The following is a 21661-nucleotide window of genomic DNA, read 5'->3' as shown; positions in this document are numbered from 1 at the left end:
CGAGGTCGCGGCCCGGTGGACGACGGTCTTTCGCGGCCCTGGAAAGGCTCCCGGCTCACCCCGGCGTGGCCGCGCGGCGGAATGCCATCGGCGGCCGGTCAGTCGCGCGCGAGACGGCGGGCGACGGTGTCGCCCAGGCTCTGCACCAGCTGCACGACGGCGACCAGCACGACAACGGTGACGATCATGAGGGTGGTCTCGAAGCGCTGGTAGCCGTAGCGGATGGCCAGGTCTCCGAGCCCGCCCCCGCCGATCGCCCCGGCCATCGCCGAGTACGAGATCAGCGCGACCACGGTCACCGTGAGCCCCGCGATCAGGCCGGGCATCGCCTCGGGCAGCAGCACCTTGCCGACGATGGTCGCGCGGCCGGCTCCCATGGCCTGCGCCGCCTGCACCTTGTCCCTGCCGACCTCGCGCAGCGCGGTCTCCACCAGGCGGGCGAAGAACGGCGCCGCGCCGAGCGTCAGCGGGACCACCGCGGCGATGGTGCCGATGGTCGTGCCGACGATCAGCCTGGTGAACGGGATCACCGCGATCATCAGGATGATGAAGGGCAGCGAGCGGCCGAGGTTGACGACCAGCCCCAGCACCCGGTTGAGCACCGCGGAGGGGAACAGCCCGCCCCTGTCGGTGGCGACCAGCGCCACCCCGAGCGGGAGCCCGAGCAGCACCGTGAACAGGGTCGACCACAGCACCATCTCGGCGGTCTGGCCGGTCGACTCCAGCAGCATCGGGAACATCTCGTCCCAGGTCATCGGGCCTCCTCGACCAGCAGGCCGCGTTCGGCCAGGTAGCTGAGCGCGGCGGCGCGCTCGTCACCGGTGACGAGCAGGCGCAGCCGTCCGGTCGAGACGCCCGCCACCTCCTCCAGGGCCCCGCCGAGGATGTTGACGTCCACGTCGAACTTGCGGACCACCTGTGACACCACGGGCTCACCGGCCTGACCGGTGAAGGTGATCGTGACATTGCCCGGCTCCGGCTCGGGGAGGGGGAACAGCTCCGCGGCGAGCCGGGAGCCGGGCCTGGAGATCAACTCGGGGATGGTCCCGGACTCCTCGACCAGGCCGTCGCGCATGACCGCGACCGAGTCGCAGATCGACTTGACGACGTGCATCTCATGGGTGATCAGCAGGATGGTCAGGCCGAGCTCGCGGTTGAGGCTCTTGAGCAGGGCCAGGATCGACTGCGTGGTGCCGGGGTCGAGTGCCGAGGTGGCCTCGTCGGAGAGCAGGACCGGGGGGCTGCCGGCCAGCGCGCGGGCGATGCCGACCCGCTGCTTCTGTCCTCCCGACAGCTGCGCGGGGTACGCCCCGGCCTTGTCGGCCAGCCCGACCAGCTCCAGCAACTCGGCGGTCCGCCTGGCGCGCTCGGCCTTGGCCGTCCCCATGACCTCAAGCGGGAAGGCGACGTTGCCCGCGACGGTGCGGGAGGAGAGCAGCGCGAAATGCTGGTGGATCATTCCGATCCGCTGCCTCGCCTTGCGCAGGTCCCGCTCGGCCAGGCTCGTCAGCTCCTGGCCCGCCACCGAGACGGTGCCGGAGGTGGGCCGCTCCAGGAGGTTCACGCAGCGCAGCAGGGTGCTCTTGCCGGCGCCGCTCTGCCCGAGCACGCCGTATATCTCACCCTCGCGGACGTGGAGGTCCACGCCGTCGACGGCGACCACCTCGCGCCCCCGATCCTGATAGACCTTTCGCAGGCCTGACACGTCAATCACAGCTGTTCCTCAAAACGAAACGGGTCTCGGCAGGACTACGGGTGGGACGCCGACGGGCCTCCGGAGGCGGGGGCGGATGGCCCAGATGGCGCGGGAGGAGATGACCTGCCGAAAAGATCATGGTCTCGGGCCTTACCGACCACTTTCACGCCCGACCCAACGCCACCCCCATTTACCATCATTCCCGACATGTTATGTTAAATCGATCGGCCTTTACGAATACCCGTGCCCGGAGTCATCCGGCGGCCTGCTCCTCCCCTCGTTCGCATGCCGGGATCGACCGACGCCTCTCCGCCCGGGAGCCCGGCCGCACGGGTGACCTCGGAACGGTCCTCGAAGATCGGCTCCAGTCAAGTCTCAGCCGGGCCGTACGCCCTCCGCAGAAACGGAGGACCCCGTACCGCCATGGCGGTCAGCTCAGATCGGCGAACTCCCCACCCTTGATCATCCCGAGGAAGGCATCCCACTCGGACGGGGCGAAGGACAGCACCGGCCCCTCGGGGTCCTTGGAGTCACGGACCAGGACGAGCCGGTCGGCGTCCGGGGCGGTTTCGGCGTCGGCCTGGAGAGTGTCGGCGAGGGCGACTTCGACACAGTCTGGGCCGTTACCGCTGAGGGAGCTCTCGCGCCAGACACCTACCTCGACGCAGTCAGAGCCGTTGCCGCTACGACTGCTCTTGCGCCACTCGATACGGGACGTATCCACTTCGGACCTCCACCTTTCTCACTGAGTACAGGACATACCTCAGGAGGATTCCTCGACCATTTGCTCGATCAATTTTTTTGACCTGTCAGGGCCGAGCGCCGCAGCTCGTAAGTGATCAAATGCGAGCGTATACCAGTACATTTCAGTGTCATTTTCCACGTACAGGCTACTCGTCATGTTCTCGACATACACCACGGTAGGGTCGTAAATCTCACGGAACTCCATGATGCTGAAGGCGCCGGCGGTCGCAGGGTGAACGCCAGCGGCGAGCGGCAACACTTGGATCGTGATGTTGTCCTGGTCCGCCAACTCAAGGAGCTTGGCGTACTGCCCGCGCATGATCGCCGCTGAGCCGATCTGGCGGGCAAGAGCGGCCTCGTCGATCACGGTCCAGAACCGGATCGGGCTCTCTTCTCGCAGCAGAAGCTTCTGGCGAGTCAGTCGAACTTCGACACGCCGCTCCACTTCTGCGGGCGGCGACAGGGCCATCAACGCCGAACGGATGACCTCGCGGGCATAGTCCTCTGTCTGGAGTAGACCGTGCACGAGCGCATTGTTGAAGTTGCGGATGAATGCCGCCTCCGCTTCGAGCTGGATGTAAGTGGCGTAGTCGCTCGGTAGCGAGCTTGCATAGGCGTCCCACCAGCCCTTCATGCGTGCCGTTCGTGCCAGCGCGTGCAGGGCAGGCCGCTTGCTCTCGTCGAGTTCGTACAGATCGAGCAGGCGAGTGAGGTCCGGGGACGTGATTCCGACTCGGGCCGTCTCGATCCTGGACACCTTCGCGACGGACCAGCCGACGCGCTGGGCGGCTTCCTCAAGTGTCAGTGCCTTGAGGTCGCGCAACCTGCGGAGCTCGCCGGCCAGTCGCCGACGTCGAACAGTGGGGCCACGTCCTGCTACCACAGCAACCTCCCGAATCGACTACTGACAGTGTGCACTAGTTGGCACTCCGTGATAGTGGAATCGGAGGGAAGGAAAATCGGTAACTTTGCAGAACCACTTGATAACTCAGCGTACTCGCTGGACTATCTGACTGTGTTGCGAGGCCAGGCGTCAATGAGACCCATGGCCCGCTGCGTCGTATGACCCGTGGGACACAGCAGGAGGGGCGGGCGAGGAGATGAGGGTTCGTGATCTTCAAGGGTGGGGCGGTGAGTTGCTGGAGTTGGCCTGGGAGTTGAACGATCTCGGGTTCGACTCCGTGGTCAGGTTCTCGCCCGGCCGTCGGCCGAGTGTGGAGATCTTTGTGCCGCCGGGGCGGTCAAGGATCGCCACCGCGCAGCGGGGCCGCACCTCGGTGTTCAGCTGGGGCCGGCGACGTGACCGGGACCAGCAGGACCGGGACCAGCAGGGCTGGACTCGACAGGGCCGGGATCGGCGCGGCCGTAGCAGGATGCGGGAGGCGGCCGAGCGACTGGTGGAGGTGGCCCGGTGAGGGAACTGGAGACGCTGGGCCAGGTCGACCTCCCCGCGCAGGTCGCCGCCGTCCCCCAGGCCCGCCGCTACGTCCGCGACCTGCTGGACGGCGTGAACCACCCACACGCCGACGACGCGCTGCTCCTGCTCACCGAACTCGTCACCAACTCGGTGCGCCACTCCGACTCCGGCCGTACCCCTGGCGGCCGGGTCACCATCGCCGTCGCCCGCCACAATGGAACGCTCCACATCGACGTCATCGACGCCGGATCAACCACCGGACAACACCCCCAGGTCTACCCGGACACCGACCCCGACAGCGGCGGCGGACGCGGCCTCTGGCTCGTCCAGCAACTCTCCTCAGCCTGGGGCTGGCACGAAACCCCCGCCGGCCGCGTCGTCTGGTTCCAACTGGCCTGCCGGTGACCCCGTGATCCTCTGGGACCACCCACCCCACTGCCTCAGCCCCCACGTCCTCCCCGCCCGGCCCCACTACGAGGCACTCACCTGACACCCCCCACGTGGCGACGGGCAGACCCGCATTGCGCTGAAAAGTCGGATTCCCGGTCGTTCTGGAGTAGTTTCCGCGACACCCGTAGAGCCCATGTGGTGTCCGATCGCCCAAGGTCGAAAACCTCGTGATGCTGGATCTCGTCGTAAGGCATACTCAGGGCGGTAATCTTCCCCGAGGTGAACTGGGTCTCGCCGGTCCATGACCGCTCCCAAGATGCGTCAAGGGGCGGAGGAGAATCCCACAGTTCATATCGAACGTAAATGGCATCGTCGGTTTCACTGGCGGGTAGAACCGCCCCATTGGGGCCGATGTGCAACCACTCTCCAGAGCCCGAGTCCGAGGTGGTCTCCCCCACCTCCCAGGCGGTCGGAACGCCTGGATGCATACCTTCCTCGACCTCCAGGTCGCCGATCCCATAGAGTCCTTTGAGCGCGCTCTCATATGTCAGCGCAGAGGTGATATTCGCCATGGCAGGCGAGCTCCCGATTGCCAGATATTTCAGATATAAGCAGGCCGGCCCGGACCTCCGTCGAGCATCTGGACCGGCCTGCTTGAATCAATTTTTATTGGACCTTAACCCAGAACTGGTCACTCTTGTATGGCTCGCTGCTATCGGAAAAGTTCCTCCTGCGACCTTTTCTAGCCATACCCATAGCATGCGCCTGCCCGAACTTGATCTCCCACCGCCGCCCAGTACGTACCAAAACTTATGATCGGCTCAGTAGATGCTTGCATAAGTACAGCAGTCACGCATTTCGGCGAATAATAAACCGCATATGTGGAACCCTGAGCCATTCCCGGTCAATCTCCCGGCCAATTATTCGACCGATGAGAATAAGGCTTGTTGTAACCATTTCTTCTGTTGGGGATCCCTGATAAACAGGAACGTCCCAATCTTCTGGCATTGTTAGTCCATGGGCGTGAGATTTTAAGGACTCGGGAATGTACATCATGGGAGTATCGTCGACTATCAGCCCGTCAACTGCGTAGAAGATGCGATGATAGTCACCCCCGCTATGCCAACTGATACCAATTGCACGGCCGCCATCGCGTGAGAGTGCAGATAATGCCTGCTCCTCGGTTACATCCAGACACTGCATCTGAAGAGCCAACGACCACGATTCAAATTTCCCAATCAGAACTATCCCTTCATAGTTGTCCGGAATTTGATCACCCTCGAACCCTTCCGGGAAGTTAGCCAGAGTGACGTTGTATGCGCTGTTGAGGTCAGCCTCGATCCTGGAAGCAGTTTCCTCTACACTGAGGCCTTCGCTCCACACAGCAGCGAAGGTGTTGATGGGTCCTACCCAATAAGCCTCGAGCAAGTCATAGAGGTGACGACTAGCCATTTTTTTCCTTTCAGGAAAGGGGCGAATGCCGTCCCGTACCAAAGGTGCGGGACGGCATTCAATCAGGATTCGCTAATCCACAATGACCCAGAACGGATCCTCGTTCAGGAGTCGATATTGCATCTCGAAGGTTTGCTTATGGTTACCGGCGGCGCCGTTGTGCACTTTTATGACGGGCCAGATTGAGAAGTTCCATATCTGAGTCTTAGGATCAGAATCCACTTTTCGCTGACCTGCTCCCTCGCGGGTGGAGGCAAAGGGATACTCGTCGCACTCCTTTCCTGCCGCCACTTCAGCCGCGAATTGGTCCCTACAGACCTTGTCCTTCATATTTTTATTACGACTACGGATCAGAACATCATCATCTGTCAGCGCATTGGGCGCCATGTAATGCAGCGCTTCACGCGGCCAAAACCCCGGGAATTTTTTACCGGTGATAGGCTTACGCGGCTTATCGAACGTTTCCTCGGGCTGCGTGCTTTCGGGGTAGTCGCGAGCCATCATGAGGTGGTTGGCGACTTGCGACATGGGTTTCTCTCCGGGCGGGTCCGTGGAGTGCATCATGTAGATGCGACTGACCCGGTGGAAGATGCACCCGGCGTAGTGTGATTGATAGGAGTCCGAGCTGTCGCAGCGCACGCTAGGAGCGTTGTCCTTGAGGGCTTGCGAGTCGGTCGCGTGGATGTTCACCGGCCTGTCCCACACGGGTACGGTACCGGCCTCCAGTCCTACCCAGTCGAGAGCGCTGCGACTATTGGGCGTCCCGCCAGCGTCATCGTCGTGGATGGTGACATACGGCCGGAATGCACAGTAGGAGATTCCGTCCAGGTTCGTGGCGTTCTTTGTTGCGCTCGTCCGGTAGGTCCACCACCATTCTTTGCTTTCTTCTTCATTGTTTTTCCAGGTGCGTGCCAATTGTGAGACCGTTTTGCTAATTTCCCCGGAGCTGGTCTTCCATTTACTGCCGGTGAGTTCGCATTTGCCCTGATTTCCGGGGGATGAGACTGCTTCGATGGTAACGTCGATGTACTCGTCCCCGGTGTGCCCTGCGGTCCAGGTGCTGTTGTAATCGACGTTGTCGACGCGTAGGTAGATTGCTATATCTCTCGGATGGCGGGCGCCAGCGCCCTTCCCGTCATCTCGGGCTATCTCGCCGTGCTTCTTCCATCCGCCCGCGTAGGCGTCGATAACCAGCGACGTCGACAACTTAACACCCCCCGCGCTTCCCCTGCTGCCCTGAACCAACCAGGAGTGGTTGCTGCTCGTGCAGTAGGTGTAAACGCTCCAAGAGGAGTTGATGGCGTTGTCGTTGGGGCTCTTGCCTGGTGGCGTCGGGAACTTTTTCTCGCGCAGATCAGCACACTGTTGGGTACTCAGGCGCTCGTAGGGGAAGCTCGTGCTCGCTTGCATCGATGACGCCAAGTCGGCCGGACGGGATTCCGCCTTCTTATTGGACCGCTTGGGTTCAGTACTTACGGCAGGAGCGGAGAATTTAGCGCTGTGGCCAGCGTGCATCCCAGCGACCTCGTCGGCGCTCATCGGTTTCTGGAAGACTTGGATGTCATCTAGATCGCCAATTATGGCAGTGCCGATAGTCATCGGCGTCTCTGCCTGCCAAGAGGCGGTGCTGAGTGCCTCAGACTTGAGCAACGCGCCGTTGAGGTACAGCGAGGCGGTCTTGGCGCTGGCATCATAAACACCCGCAAGGTGGAACCATTCATCGGCGGGCGGTTTGACATTAGACAGGACGCCCTGCTGTGTGGCATCAGCGCTGTCGTCGCTGGTCAACGTAAAGACTAAGCCGTGCTCAGGCGTGTTGCCAAGGCGGAACGGTGCCTGGTGGGTGCCCTTTTGCTCGATGACGGTGTAGTCGCCGTCCGTGTCACTCCACCGTAGCCAGGTGGCGAGGGTGAAGCTTTGGTCGGTGCGAATCACTGGTCCGGTGGTCTGCGCGAACGGCTCCTCGCCGGGCTGGATGACGTCGACCTTGACCTGCCGCCAGTCCGACCACGCCGAGGACAACTGCCCGGCGACCGCCCGGGCACGCCAGCGCACCACCCAACCGTCGATCAGTTCGCCCGCCGGTACGGCAATGCTTGCCTGAGTGCCGGAGGCGACGTTGTCGACACTGCCGGTCCAAATCTGGCCAGTGCCCTGACCTGTGGCAGTCGGGTCGTGCTCGATCTCGTACTCGGCCCGCAGGCTCCCGCCAGCCGGGTCGCTCACCTGTGCCAATAGGCTGGGGGTAAGGGTGGAGGTTACGGTTGTACCGTTCACCACCGTCGAGGGGTTGACCTGCAACGCGCCCACAGCCGGCTCCGAGATTGGGCCAGGTACGTCGATGGTGGCGTTCTGCCACGCCGACCACGCCGAGGTGGTCGAGGCCGCAGCGTTGGCCGCGCGAGCCCGCCAGCGGACCTTCCACCCGTCGATCAGTTTCCCGGCCGGGACCGTTGCTGTGGCCTGGTTACCGGAGGTGACCGCAGCTGAGGCGCCGGTCCAAATCTGGCCGGTGCCCTGCCCGGTGGCGGTCGGGTCGTGCTCGATCTCGAACTGGCCGGTCAGGGTGCCGCCGATGGTGTCGGAGACGGTGGCCGCTAGTTGCGGGGTGAGCGAGGTGACCGTCGTGATGCCACCTGAGTTCTGGGCCGGGGTGATGGTCAGGGCGCTGACGGCCGGAGTGGAGGCCGGGCCGGTGGTGGTGATGGTCAGCTTCGGCGGGTTGTCGAAATCGGTGTCCTCGGAGGAGGTGAGCACCCGGTAGTTGTTGACGTTGGTCTCTGTGGGGGACTGCAGCACCAGGCCGTGGTTGGCCGCGCCGGCCGCCCAGTCTTGCGCGATCCCGGTGACCGGCCACTCCAGCGCGGTCGGCCCGCCCGGACAGGAGTCGCCGAAGCCCGCCTTGTTGATCTGGGCGTCCTCCGTGGTCGAGGTGGGCTTGTTGGCCCAGTCCAGGTTGTTCTCATCCCAGGCACTGGTCAGACGTCGGACCTGGATGCCCGCTGCGACCGTGGTGCCGCATCCGGAGGAGTCCATGTTCAGCAGCGACAGTTTGGCGTCGGTGACGGTCGTCCCGGTCAGGGAGGCGGTGTCGAAGCGCAGATGCACCCGGTGCTTCTCATTGCCGTCCCAGGTACCGGCCATCAAGAGCGGACCCGTCGGGTCCGCCGGGTTCCCGGCGGTGTTGAAGACGTTGTTGACGTCCACGTCGTTGTTGGCCGGCAGCGTGACAGTGGGGTCCACCCGCACCGGATACTTCGTGGCCGGATCAGACAGGAACGCGTGGTCGGGCTTGAGCACCAGCTCGGTCCGGCCGTCCGTGGTGACCACGTCGGTGGCGATCTTCGCGTGCCTGGCCCGCGGAGGGCGGCCTGCGGCCGGGCGAGCTCCCGCGGAGGAGTCCCACATCACCGGCTGCGGCGCCGAAGCGACCAGCTTCTTGTCCTTGCTACCGGTGAGCAGCAGGCGTCCGCCCTTGCCCTCGGTGAGGGTCAGGCCACTGGTCTCCGCCCCGATGCGGATTTCCAGCGGCTTGGCGGGCCGCTCACGCAGTACCACATCGTGCCGGAATCCGGTGGGCAGCACAGTGACAACCAGATCCGCGCCCTTACCGGCAGCGTCGGTGAACGTTGCGATGTTCTTGTTGATCACCGGCTTGGGCAGTGGGCTCGGCCAGCGCAGCGCATAGGACTGCCCGCCAATGGCTGTCATGGATGCGAACGCGCCTGCGCCGCCATTAGTGATCGTTACGGCAACCCCTGAGGCGATCGCCTTCGGCTTCAGCACCCCGTTCTGCTCGGCCAGGGTAGTGTCGATGGGTACCCATGCGCCATTTTGCTGCGTTCGTACCGGACCTGCGGAAAACTCGGTGGTGAACGTCTTTCCGTCAGGCTGAGCGTATGTGATAGAGGTCGCTGAGGTTTCGCTGGTCACCTCAACCGGCTTGCCGTCCTGCACAGCCTTCTGTAACGCGTGGGCAACAGCAGACGGCGAACTTTCCAATTCTGCTTGTGGAGAGAGAGGCGCAGATGCGGTCGCCCGGTTGGACAAACCAGTGCCTATCTTGCCAGGCATCCATTGCGCCGTAGGATTCACAGTCGCGTTGTGGCCATGGCCCGAAGCATCAGCGGCAATACTTCCTGTACCCTCATCCAATTTCCAATGAGCGGCTGCTTGCACGGCGGTTGTAAAGGACCAGATGTGCGGGGTCATACCGTTTCCGGCCTGATCGTAGGCCTCGGAGACCTCAGCTGTGTAGCGCGTGCCCGCGTGTAGTGATTGGCTGGGAGTAAACAGCAGTTCTCGCCGGTCAGCCGCCAGGGAGGGGACTCCTGCTACCTCGTTGCCCGAGGGGTCCTTCACGCTGAGTTCGGGCTCCCAGACAGCCTCACTGAAAGTGATCTTGAGCTGGGTGCCCAAGACAACACCTGTCGCATCCGCAGCTGGAATGGCGCCAACCACGGTGGGAGCAACGCTGTCGCCAGGGACAGGCTCCAACGCCGGTTCATCCTCGGGGCTGAGTACATTTTTCTCAGGCTCGATAATATCGGGAGATAGCGGCTGTTCCATCTGGGCCCGCACCGCGTCCTCACCCATGAACGGAGTGCTAGGTACGCCGTCATACGTCCACTGCTGGTGAGCCTTCGCCTCCTCGTAGGTAAACTGCTTTTCAGGACCAGTGTAGTTGTTGTAGATCACCTCAAAGGTCTCAGGCGCCACCGGTTCGAAGTCGACGGTGAGGATGGGCGGGTGGAGCTGGAACTTGCAGTCTTCCAGTGGCTCGCTCCTGCAGCCGCCGGCGTCTTCAGAGGCGTAGCGCCGCCAGTTTCGCAACTCGGATTCGTTGCCTGCGGTGAGCTGAATGCCGTAGTTGGTGTCACCGTTGACCCACGCCTGGACAATCCCGTTGATCGAGTGGACCAGGTTCCAGGCGTAATTGCAATCTTCGCTGTAGGCGCCGTACTCGGTATCTGCCCCCACACTGGTGACGGACGGCTGACTGTTCCAGTACAGCAGCATGTCATCCCAGGCAGAGGTGATCTGCCGCGCGGTGATCCCGGAGCCGACCGACGTGCCGCAAGTATTGGACTGGTGGTTCCACAAGTTCAGGTCGGCGTTTTGAACCTTGCTACCCGCGAACTCGGCGGGGATGTTGGGAAACTTGAGGTAACCACGCTAGCGTTTGGCGATGCTGCTGGCGTAGGACTTGCCAACCACGATCTCAGGATCAGCGAAGGTGTCCCAGCTGTCCGTGAGGTCGTAATCGTTGATGTAGGCGTCCATGGCGCCACCGTCGCGATTCGTTTGGCCGGTGTGGCCTTCGTACCAGTCCGAGGCCGCGGCGGTCATCGTCACCGGGTATGTCGTCGCCGGATCGGCCAGGAACGCCGCGTCCGGCGTGAACACCAGGGTCGTGCCGTCTTCGGCGAGCGTGACGGCAGCCTTGCCGATCTTGCCCGTATCAAGTGGGGCGTCTGCGGCGGTGGTCTTGGCGTCCTGCAGCAGGGTCGGACGCACCTCGATCAGCGTCTTGCCGTCCTCGCCCACGATGGTGGGCTGGCCTGTGGTGTTCTTCGCGAAGGACATGCCCTTGGGCAGGTCGACCGGGACGTGGAAGAAGACCGGCTCGGTGGGCCGTTCGACGATGGTGATCTTCTGCTGGAACCCAGTGCGGGTCGCGGTCACCACTAGGTCGCGGCCCTTGCCGTAGGCGGACCGGTAGGTGGCAGTATTACCCTTCAGCTCGGGCTTGGGCAGGGCCGACGGTGTGGTGATCTTCGCTGTGGCATCGGCCGTCTGGCTCTTGAGCAGGGTCTTGTCCCGGCCGACGGACAGGACGAGGTTTCCCTTCGCGGCCTTGGGCTTGATGACGCCGTTCGCCTCAACAAGAGTGGTGTCGATCGGCGTGAAGCCCTTACCGTCGGCCTTCTTGACGCGTACGGGCTCGGTGGACAGCTCAACCCGCAGCGTCTTGCCGTCCGGGTTGGCGAACAGCGTCGTGGCCTCGGTATTGCGCTCAGGGATCTCGACGCGCTTGCCGGTCTCGCGGGCCTTCTTCTTGGCCGCTTCCACCATCTTGTCTGTGGCGGGCTGTCCGCTCTTCGGGGCGGGGCGCTCTGGGACAGGAACCTGAATTTGGGGTGGTTCGGGTGCCTTCTCCGCCCAGGAAGGTGCTGCAGCCAGGCTAACGAGCATCGTCGTGGCCAGGGTCGCAGCGATGGTGTTCACGAGGCGGCGTCTACGCCGTTCGCGACCAGGCGGGAGAGACGGGGGCCCTACCGCTCGGTTTGTCAAGGTCACTCCAACTCCTGCATGCATGCGAGTGGCCCGCACTGTCGCACGGGCCACTCGAACAAGTTTTCGGCAAGGGGAAGGTATCAGCAAAATTTACCGAAAGAAAGATCTTTGATTACACCGCTTTTTATGATCATATTGGGCATTGACCTGGGGAATCCCAGACGGGTCGGCCACTTGCTGATCCGGAGTCCTCGGAGCCTCAGCGATCATTCTGCGGATGAGTTGATGGGACTCGCCACCATCTGACTTCACCATGACAACGCCCGAGGGCCGCGACAAGACGTGGCAATCAACCAAGTCAACCCCTTACCCACGGCCCCGGCGAGGACTCTGTTGGTTAACTTGCCGCGCGGGCCTTGCAGAGGATTTTGAAGCTGCTGGGTGAGCGTTCGCGAGCGGGGTGGTTGTCGCGTTCGGTCCAGTCGGCGATTCGGGCGGCGTTCATGGCACAAGCGATCAAGACGTGCTGCAGACGGGTCTTGGCCAGGCCGATGTAGCGGCAGCGACGCAGGCCGTGGGCGCGTACGGCCTCGGAGATGGTGCTTTCAACCCCCGCGCACAGGTTGTATCGCCGCCTCCAGCGCGGATCGGTCTGGTCGGCACGGTTGGCTCGCTGGATGTCGTAGAGGCGGCGGGAGGGGATGACGATCTGACGCCCTGCGATGCCTTTGGTGCAGTGGATCCGCAGCGGGCAGGGTTGGCAGTCGGTGGCGGCGAAGCCGATCGCGGCCCCATCACCGGCCATGTGGGCGCGGTGACGCCAGTGGATGCTGTGTTTACCGTCGGGACAGGTGGCTTCGCGGGCCCCCAGTCGATGGTGAAGGAGTCACGGTCGAAGCCGAGAGCGGCCTTGGCCTGCCAGGAGCTCCTCTCGGGCGAGCGGGCCGATGATCTGCGTGCCGCGACCGGCGGCCTCGGCGATCGCCTCGGCGGTGACATACCCTTCGTCCAGATAGGGCTCAGCCGGGGTGAGGTGCCGTTCACGCAGGCCGGTGGCGATGGCGTCCAGGGTGGCGTTGTCAGCGGCGGTCGCCGGTGTCGTCTGCACCTGCAGGATCAGACGCGGGGCGTCGGCCTGACAGTCTTCACTCAGATGGACCTTGTAGCCGCTCCAGGTGGTGTCGCGCTTGGTGCTCCATCGGGCCTGGGGATCGTGAGGGGAATCCAGATGTCGGGCGCCCTCGGTGATACGGGCCTCGCGCAGCTGCCGGCAGCCGCTGCCCACCCGGGTGTGGATCAACAGACCATCCACGACCCTCCAGACCGAGACCTCAGCACAAACACCACAAGTAGCCTGATGTCTCAATCGGTTTGACAGCTACCGCCTGGCCGGTCAGACCTTCGCCTACCCCGGCGAGATCACCTACGCCACCGCCGTGGCGACCGCCCAGCTCAACACACACGCCCGCCCTTGGATCCGGGGCCGCCCAGTTCCCGAGCCTCGCCGCCGCCGACGTCGTTTTACCTGCCTACTTCAAGGAACGAAGCGCTGGTCATGCCAGTACGGATCCCGCAGTGGGACGATCCGCTGGGCGAAGTCGTCTTTGATCGCCCGCATCCTCTCCCCGGGCGCGTAGAAGCGCCCCTTGGTCTCCCCGTACGGGGCGAGCCAGCCCTTGGCCGCCAGGTCGCGCAGGTCCCTGGCCGCCTGCCCCTGGCTGAGCGACTCGTCCGACTGGTACCTGCTCCGGCGCAGCCGCCGGTTGACGAACACCTCGTAGAGCGCCGAGACGGTACGGGTGTTGAGCCCGTCGGCGTCGACCCGCTCCTCCAGCAGCATCCACACCTCCCCCGCCTCGGCGAGCCTGCGCCGGACCTGCTGGGCCTGCAGGTGGTGGGCGCGCAGGCAGAAGCGCACCCAGTGCAGCGTGTCCCCGTGCGGATTCCAGTTCCGCCTTCCTCCCGCCGACAGAACCCGGTAGTAGTCGACGGTGTTCTCGGCGCCGCCGAGCCACTCCTCGATGGAGGAGAACTCCGGGGTGGTGATCCGGTCCCTGCCGAGCACCAGCGTCTGGAGCGCCCGCGACATGCGGCCGTTGCCGTCCCGCCAGGGGTGGATGCTCACCAGGTTGAAGTGGGCCATCGCGGCCCGCACGTAGCTCGGCGCCTTCAGGTCGCCCTCGTTGAGCCAGGCGACCAGCTCGGCCATCAGCTCCGGCACCCGCTCGGCGTCCGGCCCCTCGTAGACGACCTCCCCGGTGGTGGAGTTGCGGACGTAGATGCCGCCGGGCCGCACCGTGCCCGGCGTCTTGTCATGGTGATGGCCGATCATCATGAAGTTGAGCGCGTGCAGCAGACCGGCGTCGAACGCGAACACCGGGGCGCGGGAGAGCGCCTGGATGTAGGTCAGTGCCTGCTGGTAGCCGGAGATCTCCCTGGCGACCGCGCCGGAGGTCTCCAGGGGCTCCTCACCGGCCATGATGGACTCGATGTCCTCGACGCTGGCCCGGTAGCCCTCGATCGAGTTGGACCCCTGGATGGCCCGCGCCTGGAGCTGGCGTCTGAGCTGACCGTCCCAGCGGTGGGTCTCCGCGAGGCGGTACCTCAGGTCGCGGCGCATCTCCTCGATCTCGCCGAGGACCACTTCGTCGACGGTCTCCAGTGGAGGCGTTCCATACAGCATGGAGCCATGCCATCATAAATAAATCATTCGAGCAATCGACTAGATGATTCGTACATTTATATCTGTCAAGTCTGTTCCGTTCAAAGATGCGCGGATTGCCGGACGGCCCGCCCCTCTCGAACACACCGATGAGGGGCGGGCCGACGCGGGAGCACGGATCAGGCGGCGACGTGCTCGGCCACCTTGGCCGGGGTGAGCGCGATGTCCAGGACCTCGCGCACGTCGCTCACCGCGTGGACGGTGAGCTCGTCGCGGACGGCCTGCGGGACGTCGTCCAGGTCGGGCTCGTTGCGCGCCGGGATCAGCACCGTCGTGATGCCCGCCCGGTGGGCGGCCAGCAGCTTCTGCTTGACCCCGCCGATCGGGAGCACCCGGCCGGTGAGGGAGACCTCGCCGGTCATGGCCACGTCGGCGCGGACCTGACGGCCGGACAGCAGCGAGGCCAGGGCCGTGATCAGGGTGACGCCCGCGGACGGGCCGTCCTTGGGAACGGCCCCGGCCGGGAAGTGGACGTGCACCGAGCGGTCCTTGAGGGAACCGACGGGCAGTTCCAGCTCCGCACCCCGCGAGCGCAGGTAGGAGAGCGCGATCCGAGCCGACTCCTTCATCACGTCGCCGAGCTGGCCGGTCAGGGTCAGGCCGGTGTCGCCGGTCTCGGGGTCGGCCAGGGACGCCTCCACGTAGAGCACGTCACCGCCCGCCCCGGTGACCGCCAGGCCGGTCGCCACTCCGGGCACCGCCGTACGCTGGCTGGACTCGGGGAGCGAGGACTCCGGCACGTTGCGCGGGCGGCCCAGATAGGGGACCAGGTCCCCCACCGCCACGGGCAGCTCGCCCTCGCCGAGCGCGACGTTGGCCGTCACCTTGCGCAGGATCCTGGCGATCGAGCGCTCCAGGGACCGGACCCCGGCCTCCCTGGTGTACTCACTCGCGAGCCTGCGCAGCGCGTCCTCGTCGACCGTGACGTCCTCGGCGGTGAGGCCGGCCTTGTCGAGCTGGCGCGGGAGCAGGTGGTCCCGGGCGATGGCCACCTTCTCGTCCTCGGTGTAGCCGTCGAGCGTCACGATCTCCATGCGGTCCAGCAGCGGCCCTGGGATGGCCTCGAGCGCGTTGGCGGTCGCCAGGAAGAGCACGTCGCTGAGGTCGAGCTCCACCTCCAGGTAGTGGTCGCGGAAGGTGTGGTTCTGCGCGGGGTCGAGCACCTCCAGCAGCGCCGCCGTCGGGTCGCCCCGGTAGTCGGAGCCGACCTTGTCGACCTCGTCGAGCAGCACGACCGGGTTCATCGAGCCGGCCTCGCGGATGGCCCTGACGATCCGGCCCGACTGGGCGCCGACGTAGGTGCGCCGGTGACCGCGGATCTCGGCCTCGTCCCGGACACCGCCGAGGGCGACGCGGACGAACTTGCGGCCCATCGCACGGGCGACGGACTCGCCGAGGGAGGTCTTGCCGACTCCGGGAGGGCCGGCCAGCGCGAGCACGGCGCCACTGCGACGGCCGCCGACCACGCCGAGCCCCTTCTCCGCCCTGCGCCCGCGGACGGCGAGGTATTCGATGATGCGATCCTTGACGTCGTCGAGACCGGTGTGGTCGGCGTCGAGGACGGCGCGGGCCGCGGCGATGTCGTACAGGTCCTCGGTCCGCTCGTTCCACGGGATGTCGAGGACGGTGTCGAGCCAGGTGCGGATCCAGCCGGTCTCGGGAGACTGGTCGGAGGTCCGCTCCAGCTTGTCGACCTCCTTGAGCGCGGCCTGGCGCACCATCGTAGGCAGGTCGGCGGCCTCGACGCGGGAGCGGTAGTCCTCCTCCTCGGAGGCGGAGGTGTCACCGTTCAGCTCGGCGAGTTCCTTGCGGACCGCCGCGAGCTGCTGGCGGAGCAGGAACTCGCGCTGCTGCTTCTCCATGCCCTCCTGGACGTCCTTGCGGATCGTCTCGGCCACGTCGATCTCGGCCAGGTGCTCGCGCGACCACTCGACCAGCTTCTCCAACCGGTCCGCCGGGTCGGTGGTCTCCAGGATCTCCGCCTTGCGCGAGGTGCTCAGCCAGGGGGCGTAGCCGGAGTTGTCGGCCAGGACCGAGGGGTCGTCCATCTGGTTGACCGCGTCGACGACCTGCCAGGCGCCCCGCTTCTGCAGGATCGTGGTGGCCAGCGCCTTGTACGCCTTGGCGAGCTCGTGGGCGCGCTCGTCCGCCGCGACGGCGGGAACGACGGTGGCCTGCACCCACAGTGCGGCGCCGGGGCCGGTCGTGCCGGTGCCCACCCGGACCCGGTCGACACCGCGCAACACCGCGGCGGGCTCACCGCCGGGCAGCCTGCCCACCTGCTCGACGACCGCCCGCACGCCCACCGAACCGTATCTTCCGTCGATCCGGGGAACGAGAAGGACTTCGGGCTTGTTGTCAGCGAGAGCCTGCGCCGCGTCGATCGCGGCCCGGACCTCGGTCTCCGACAGGTCAAGCGGGACCACCATGCCCGGCAGCACGACCTCGTCGTCGAGCGGCAGGACCGGGAGGATCAAGCTCTCACTCATGTGAACTCCAAAGGTTGAGTTGTACTCACTCAATTAATGGGAGCCTGAGAATGTTCCCGAGGTTGAGCCTGTTCGCTGTGAGCGATCGTAATTGTGTAATCGGAGGCGTCGGCCGCCTCTCCACGGGGGCTTCTCAAGCCTCCGTGCGACCTCGAACACCCGGAGCGCGCCACGGACGGCGAAAGGTTCACCCCGGTCCCGGCGGGCGGGAACATCGGGAGAGCCCCTCGATCATCCGGCCGCGGTTTCGGTGACGCAGTAAAAGTTAGCTGAGGCTAACCTAAGGGTAGATTGGCGGTGAAAGCACCAGCCGAGGCTCCCGGCGACACCCCCACCTCGCGCGTCCCACCCGTACCCGACACGGAGGGCGGCCAGTTTAATGACGAGGTGTCGTCATCGACTTGACGGGGCGGTGCGATTTTTGTGACACTGTGTCATGAAAAGTTTCCTCGCCGCGGAGTGATCATGAGTGAGTCGCCGTTCTCCGAAGTCCTCAGGAACGCCACCTGGGGTGACCACGAATCCGCCGAGGACGAGAGCTACCTCAAGGCCCTGATGGCGGGCCACCTCTCCCCCGAGGCGTACGGCGAGATGGTCGCCCAGCACTACTTCGCCTACGTGGCCCTGGACGGCGCCGCACGGTCGCTCGCCGAGGACCCCGTCGCGGCACCGTTCGTCTTTCCCGAGCTCTACCGGGAGGAGGCCCTGGTCCGCGACCTGGAGACGATCTACGGGTCCGGCTGGCGGTCCAGGATCGAGCCCTCCAAGCCGACCCTGACCCTGGTCGCCCGCATCAACCAGGTCGCCACCTGGCCGGCCGGCTACATCGCCCACCACTACACCCGCTACATGGGCGACCTGTCCGGCGGGCAGTTCATCCGGATGGAGCTACAGAAGATATACGGCTACCAGCCGGGCGGCGGCATCGACTTCTACCTGTTCGACGGGATCGGCAGCCTGCCCCGTTTCAAGAACGAGTACCGGGCCCGGTTGGACGCGCTGCCCCTGGACGAGGCCGAGAAGCAGCGCCTGATCCGCGAGACCAAGCTCGCCTACCTGCTCAACACCGAGGTCCTGGGCGAACTCGGCCGGGTGGCCCGGTCCGAGGTCGCCGCCTGAATCCGGTCGTCCCACAGCACGAGTGAACGCTCCGGCACGGACTCTCCGTGCCGGAGCGTTCACCTGTCCGGCGCCCTCCAGTCCTCGGAAACCGCAAGGTCCCACCCAAGGCCTCCAGCGACATACGGCGCTCAGAAGGCGTACGGCCCGAAACGGCCCCAGGCCACGAAGGCGGCCAGCACGAGGAGCACCAGGTTCATCGGAAGCGCCGAATTCTCCTTGCGCCGGACGTGCACGACGATGGCGCCGATCATCGTGATCACCAGGCAGGCCGCGGCGATCGGGGTCAGCACGGGCAGGATGCCGGTGAGAGCGGGCAGGATCAGCCCGAACGCGGCCAGCACCTCCAGGATGCCGATGGTCTTGACCTGCCCGGCGGAGAAATCCTCCACCCATCCGCCCAATTGGGCGATCAGGTTCTCGCGCGGCTGGGTGGCCTTGGTGAAACCCGCGAAAAGGAACATCGCGGCGAGCAGGCTCTGCACGACCCAGAGGACAACGTTCATGAGGCACTCCGAAAAATAAGTGAAGGCATGCCTTCGTTTGCCGTCACCGTACCATAACCGCAGGATCTCCTTCACTTTGTAGAATCACCTCATGAACGCGTGCGGACGTCGGGGGTTGCGCAGGGACGCCGAGATCAACCGGGAACGGATCATGACGGCGGCACGCGTCGCGTTCCGCGAGCGCGGGCTCGACGTGCCCCTGGAGGAGATCGCCCGCCGGGCCGAGGTGAACATCGCCACGCTCTACCGGCGCTTCCCCGACCGCGAGGCGCTCATCGAGGCGATCCTGGCCGACCACATGGCCGAGTTCGTCGAAGCCGCCGAGGCGGCGGAACTCGCCGACGATCCCTGGGGGGCGTTCGCCGGGCTGGTCGAACGCATCTGCGGGATGCAGGCCGCCGACCAGGGGGTGACCGAGGCCCTCACCACCTGTTTCTCCGGCGCGGCGCTGGAGGCACCGAGAGCGCGGGCGATGGCGGCGGTCGACCGGGTGATCGAGCGGGCCCGCCGCGCCGGGACGCTGCGCGCCGACTTCACCGGCCAGGACCTCATGCTGATCATGATGGCCAACGCCGGAGTGCTCGGTTCCACCCGCTGCGCCGCCCCTCAGGCGTGGCGGCGACTGATCGGCCTGATCCTCGACGCCTGTCGCACCGACCGCCTCGGCCCTCCGCTCCCCCCGGCTCCCAGCACCAAGGACCTGCACGCCGCCATGAGCTCGGCCCGCCCCCAGCGCTGACCGCGCGACCGGACACCGGACGACCTGACAGCAGGCGACGGCACTGTGCGACCATGGGACCATGCCCCGGATTTCGGCCGCGACCATCGGCGAGCACCGCGCCCAGACACAGGACCGCATCCTGCGGGCGGTCTCGCGTCTCTCCCGGGAGCAGGGCATCGACGCCATCTCCATGACCGACGTGGCGAGCGAGGCCGAGATCACCCGCACCGTGCTGTACAACTACTTCCCTGACAAGGCCGCGCTGCTGCTGGCCTTCACCGAACGGGTGACGCACTACTTCATCGACAGCTACGAGCGGGAGCTGCCCGAGCGGGCCCTGCCCGCCGAGCGGCTGCGGGTCTTCGTCAGGCTCCAGCTCGACGGGCTGCTCGCCCACCCCCACCCCGGCCCCGCCGACCTGTCCGCGGCGCTGGGCCCCGACGCCTACCAGCGCCTGGCCGACCATGTCGAGCCGATGCAGCGCATCCTGACCGGCATCATCGACAGCGGCGTGGCCTCGGGCGATTTCCACGCCCCCGACGTGGAAGTCGCCGCCCGCTTCATCCTCGCCGTCATCGGCGCCGAGCGGGTCCCGCTGCTCAGCGGCTCGGTGACGCCCGAGGAGGCCGCGGAGACGGTCTCGGGCTTCGTGCTGCGCGGACTGGGCACGGCCTGAGCCCACCGGGCGGTGCGGGTTCCGTCACGATGGACACCCCGGCGGTGTCTCGCGGCCCCAAGGCGGGTGACATTGAAGATCACCCCCTGGTGGGACGCGGACCACGGGCCACGCCGCCTACGCTGATCCGGGTGACCCCCACCCCAGCGCGGCAGGCCCTCGCACGGCACATGCGGCCGCTACGGGAGGCCGTCGCGCGACTGGCCCACCCCCTCGCCGAGGCGCTGGTGACCGGGGCGCCCGATCCTGCCGGCCGCCCCCGGTCACGCCGCCTCCGCCCCCGCATGCCGAGGGCGCTGGGGCTGCTGCCGTTCCGGACGATCGACCTCGTCCTGCTGGCCGACCTGGCGCTGACCTTCACGCTGTTCGACGTGGGCCTCTCCCTGCTCAGGGAAGAGGCGATCCGGGCACACCCCCCGCTCGGCACGGAGGGGCTCACGTTCGCGGCCCTTGCCTTCTCCCTGCCGCTCGCGTTCCGTGGCCGGTGGCCCCTGGCCGCCTGGCGGATGGCGATCCTCCTGATTCCCCTGGGTACGCTCGTCTCACCGCGGTTGTCCGATCCCCCGTACAACACGGCTGCCGCGGTCATGTACGTACTCGTGGTCTATGCGGTCGCGGTCCGCTCGGAGCGGCACATCACCGTGGGCGTGTGGATCGTCTCGGTCCTCGTCGCCTGGGTGATCTACCCCGGCGACGAGGCCATCGTCATCGTCGTTGTCACAGCGACCGTCCTGTTCGGCTACAACGTGCGCGCCCGGCGGCTGGCCATCGGCCTGCTGGCCCAGGAGGAGCGGCGCAGCCGGCAGGCACTGGCCGGACAGGCCGTGCTGGAGGAGAGGGCCAGGATCGCCAGGGAACTACACGACGTCGTCGCCCACCACATGTCGGTGATCGCCATCCAGGCGGAGGCCGTTCCGCTGCGGGCGGGCGGAGACGCGGAGCGCCTGGAGGACGGGCTGAGAGAGATCCGCGCGCTGTCGCTCGCGGCCATGACCGAGATGCGCCGCGTACTGGGCGTGCTGAGGGAGGATGACGGGCACGCGGACATCGCGCCGCAGCCGGGTCTCGGCCGCCTGGAGGAACTCGTCGACACCGCGCGATCCGCGGGGCTCACCGTGACGCTCAAGCTGGGCGGCGACCTGACGGGGCTGCCCACGGCGGTGAGCCTGTCCGCCTACCGGATCGCCCAGGAGTCGCTCAGCAACGCCATGCGGCACGCCCCCGGTTCGACCGTCTCGATGAGGATCGCCCGTTACGGCGCCGAGCTGCACGTCCAGGTGACGAACGACGCCGGGCGCCGTTCCACCGGGGAACCCAGACACATGGGGCACGGCCTGATCGGGATGCGGGAACGGGTGTCCGTACTCGGCGGAAGCCTGTGGGCCGGGCCGGTCGGGGCGGGCTTCGCGGTCACCGCCATACTGCCGATCACGGAGAACACTTGACCTCCTGCCCCGGACCGAAGCCCGGGGTCTTCACGCTCAAGGAGATT

At 65.8% G+C, this 21661-nt stretch carries 18 protein-coding genes and 1 pseudogene; 6 read left to right on the top strand and 13 right to left on the bottom strand.

What is annotated here, in order from left to right:
- Positions 1–98: 98 nt before the first annotated feature.
- The 4 genes from IG98_RS0110040 to IG98_RS0110025 all read right to left on the bottom strand — a co-directional run bounded on the left by IG98_RS0110040 (position 99) and on the right by IG98_RS0110025 (position 3323).
- Complete coding sequence (locus IG98_RS0110040; RefSeq protein ID WP_030908883.1) at positions 99–755, bottom strand: methionine ABC transporter permease; 657 nt, start codon at positions 753–755, stop codon at positions 99–101.
- Complete coding sequence (locus tag IG98_RS0110035) at positions 752–1714, bottom strand: methionine ABC transporter ATP-binding protein (protein WP_030908879.1); 963 nt, start codon at positions 1712–1714, stop codon at positions 752–754. The genes IG98_RS0110040 and IG98_RS0110035 overlap by 4 nt, the downstream gene beginning before the upstream one ends.
- Before the next feature lie 412 nt (positions 1715–2126).
- On the bottom strand, positions 2127–2420 hold the full coding sequence (locus IG98_RS0110030) for a DUF397 domain-containing protein (RefSeq protein WP_030908876.1): 294 nt from the start codon (positions 2418–2420) through the stop codon (positions 2127–2129).
- Between the two features lie 39 nt (positions 2421–2459).
- Positions 2460–3323: a helix-turn-helix domain-containing protein gene (locus IG98_RS0110025; RefSeq protein ID WP_030908873.1), complete on the bottom strand. Its 864-nt coding sequence runs from the start codon at positions 3321–3323 to the stop codon at positions 2460–2462.
- Positions 3324–3540: 217 nt separating this feature from the next.
- On the opposite strand from IG98_RS0110025, the gene IG98_RS0110020 reads away from it, so the two are divergent.
- Both IG98_RS0110020 and IG98_RS0110015 read left to right on the top strand, forming a co-directional pair.
- Complete coding sequence (locus tag IG98_RS0110020) at positions 3541–3855, top strand: hypothetical protein (RefSeq protein WP_030908871.1); 315 nt, start codon at positions 3541–3543, stop codon at positions 3853–3855.
- Positions 3852–4262, top strand: coding sequence for an ATP-binding protein (locus tag IG98_RS0110015; RefSeq protein WP_051751939.1), 411 nt, complete (start codon positions 3852–3854; stop codon positions 4260–4262). Before IG98_RS0110020 ends, IG98_RS0110015 begins: the two co-directional genes overlap by 4 nt.
- A gap of 834 nt (positions 4263–5096) precedes the next feature.
- On the opposite strand, the gene IG98_RS50340 is transcribed toward IG98_RS0110015, so the two are convergent.
- The 8 genes and pseudogenes from IG98_RS50340 to lon all read right to left on the bottom strand — a co-directional run bounded on the left by IG98_RS50340 (position 5097) and on the right by lon (position 17147).
- Positions 5097–5699, bottom strand: coding sequence for a hypothetical protein (locus tag IG98_RS50340; protein ID WP_157594262.1), 603 nt, complete (start codon positions 5697–5699; stop codon positions 5097–5099).
- 72 nt (positions 5700–5771) lie between these two features.
- Positions 5772–6086, bottom strand: coding sequence for a NucA/NucB deoxyribonuclease domain-containing protein (locus IG98_RS54800; protein WP_425428003.1), 315 nt, complete (start codon positions 6084–6086; stop codon positions 5772–5774).
- Between the two features lie 1143 nt (positions 6087–7229).
- Positions 7230–10862: pseudogene (locus tag IG98_RS0110005) on the bottom strand (DNRLRE domain-containing protein); the annotation flags it as partial.
- A 12-nt stretch (positions 10863–10874) separates the two neighbouring features.
- Positions 10875–11927 carry a hypothetical protein gene (locus IG98_RS0110000; RefSeq protein ID WP_157594260.1) on the bottom strand — a complete coding sequence of 351 codons (1053 nt, stop codon included), beginning with the start codon at positions 11925–11927 and terminating at the stop codon, positions 10875–10877.
- A gap of 406 nt (positions 11928–12333) precedes the next feature.
- A complete protein-coding gene (locus IG98_RS46750) occupies positions 12334–12807 on the bottom strand; it encodes a transposase (protein ID WP_084195239.1) in 474 nt (157 codons plus the stop codon).
- 15 nt (positions 12808–12822) lie between these two features.
- A complete protein-coding gene (locus IG98_RS46745; protein WP_051751937.1) occupies positions 12823–13236 on the bottom strand; it encodes a transposase in 414 nt (137 codons plus the stop codon).
- A 234-nt stretch (positions 13237–13470) separates the two neighbouring features.
- On the bottom strand, positions 13471–14619 hold the full coding sequence (locus IG98_RS0109990) for a Fic family protein (RefSeq protein ID WP_030908856.1): 1149 nt from the start codon (positions 14617–14619) through the stop codon (positions 13471–13473).
- Positions 14620–14777: 158 nt separating this feature from the next.
- Positions 14778–17147 (bottom strand): endopeptidase La, encoded by a 2370-nt coding sequence (gene lon / locus IG98_RS0109985; protein WP_030908853.1) that lies wholly within the window; start codon positions 17145–17147, stop codon positions 14778–14780.
- Between the two features lie 465 nt (positions 17148–17612).
- Here lon and IG98_RS0109980 point away from each other — a divergent pair, with 465 nt between their 5' ends.
- On the top strand, positions 17613–18266 hold the full coding sequence (locus tag IG98_RS0109980; protein WP_030908851.1) for a biliverdin-producing heme oxygenase: 654 nt from the start codon (positions 17613–17615) through the stop codon (positions 18264–18266).
- A 131-nt stretch (positions 18267–18397) separates the two neighbouring features.
- Here the strand turns inward: IG98_RS0109980 and IG98_RS0109975 are convergent, their stop codons facing one another.
- Complete coding sequence (locus IG98_RS0109975) at positions 18398–18772, bottom strand: DoxX family protein (RefSeq protein WP_030908848.1); 375 nt, start codon at positions 18770–18772, stop codon at positions 18398–18400.
- 91 nt (positions 18773–18863) lie between these two features.
- Between IG98_RS0109975 and IG98_RS0109970 the strand changes: the two genes are divergently transcribed.
- The 3 genes from IG98_RS0109970 (at position 18864) to IG98_RS0109960 (ending at position 21614) form a co-directional block, all read left to right on the top strand.
- On the top strand, positions 18864–19511 hold the full coding sequence (locus tag IG98_RS0109970) for a TetR/AcrR family transcriptional regulator (RefSeq protein ID WP_030908845.1): 648 nt from the start codon (positions 18864–18866) through the stop codon (positions 19509–19511).
- Between the two features lie 61 nt (positions 19512–19572).
- A complete protein-coding gene (locus IG98_RS0109965) occupies positions 19573–20169 on the top strand; it encodes a TetR/AcrR family transcriptional regulator (protein ID WP_030908842.1) in 597 nt (198 codons plus the stop codon).
- Between the two features lie 131 nt (positions 20170–20300).
- Positions 20301–21614 (top strand): sensor histidine kinase, encoded by a 1314-nt coding sequence (locus tag IG98_RS0109960; RefSeq protein ID WP_169750099.1) that lies wholly within the window; start codon positions 20301–20303, stop codon positions 21612–21614.
- Positions 21615–21661: the final 47 nt, after the last annotated feature.

The sequence above is a fragment of the Streptosporangium amethystogenes genome (genome assembly GCF_000721075.1).
Taxonomy (GTDB): Bacteria; Actinomycetota; Actinomycetes; order Streptosporangiales; family Streptosporangiaceae; genus Streptosporangium; species Streptosporangium amethystogenes.
Note: the sequence above shows the minus strand (reverse complement) of the source record. Positions and strands in the feature narration are given on the sequence as shown.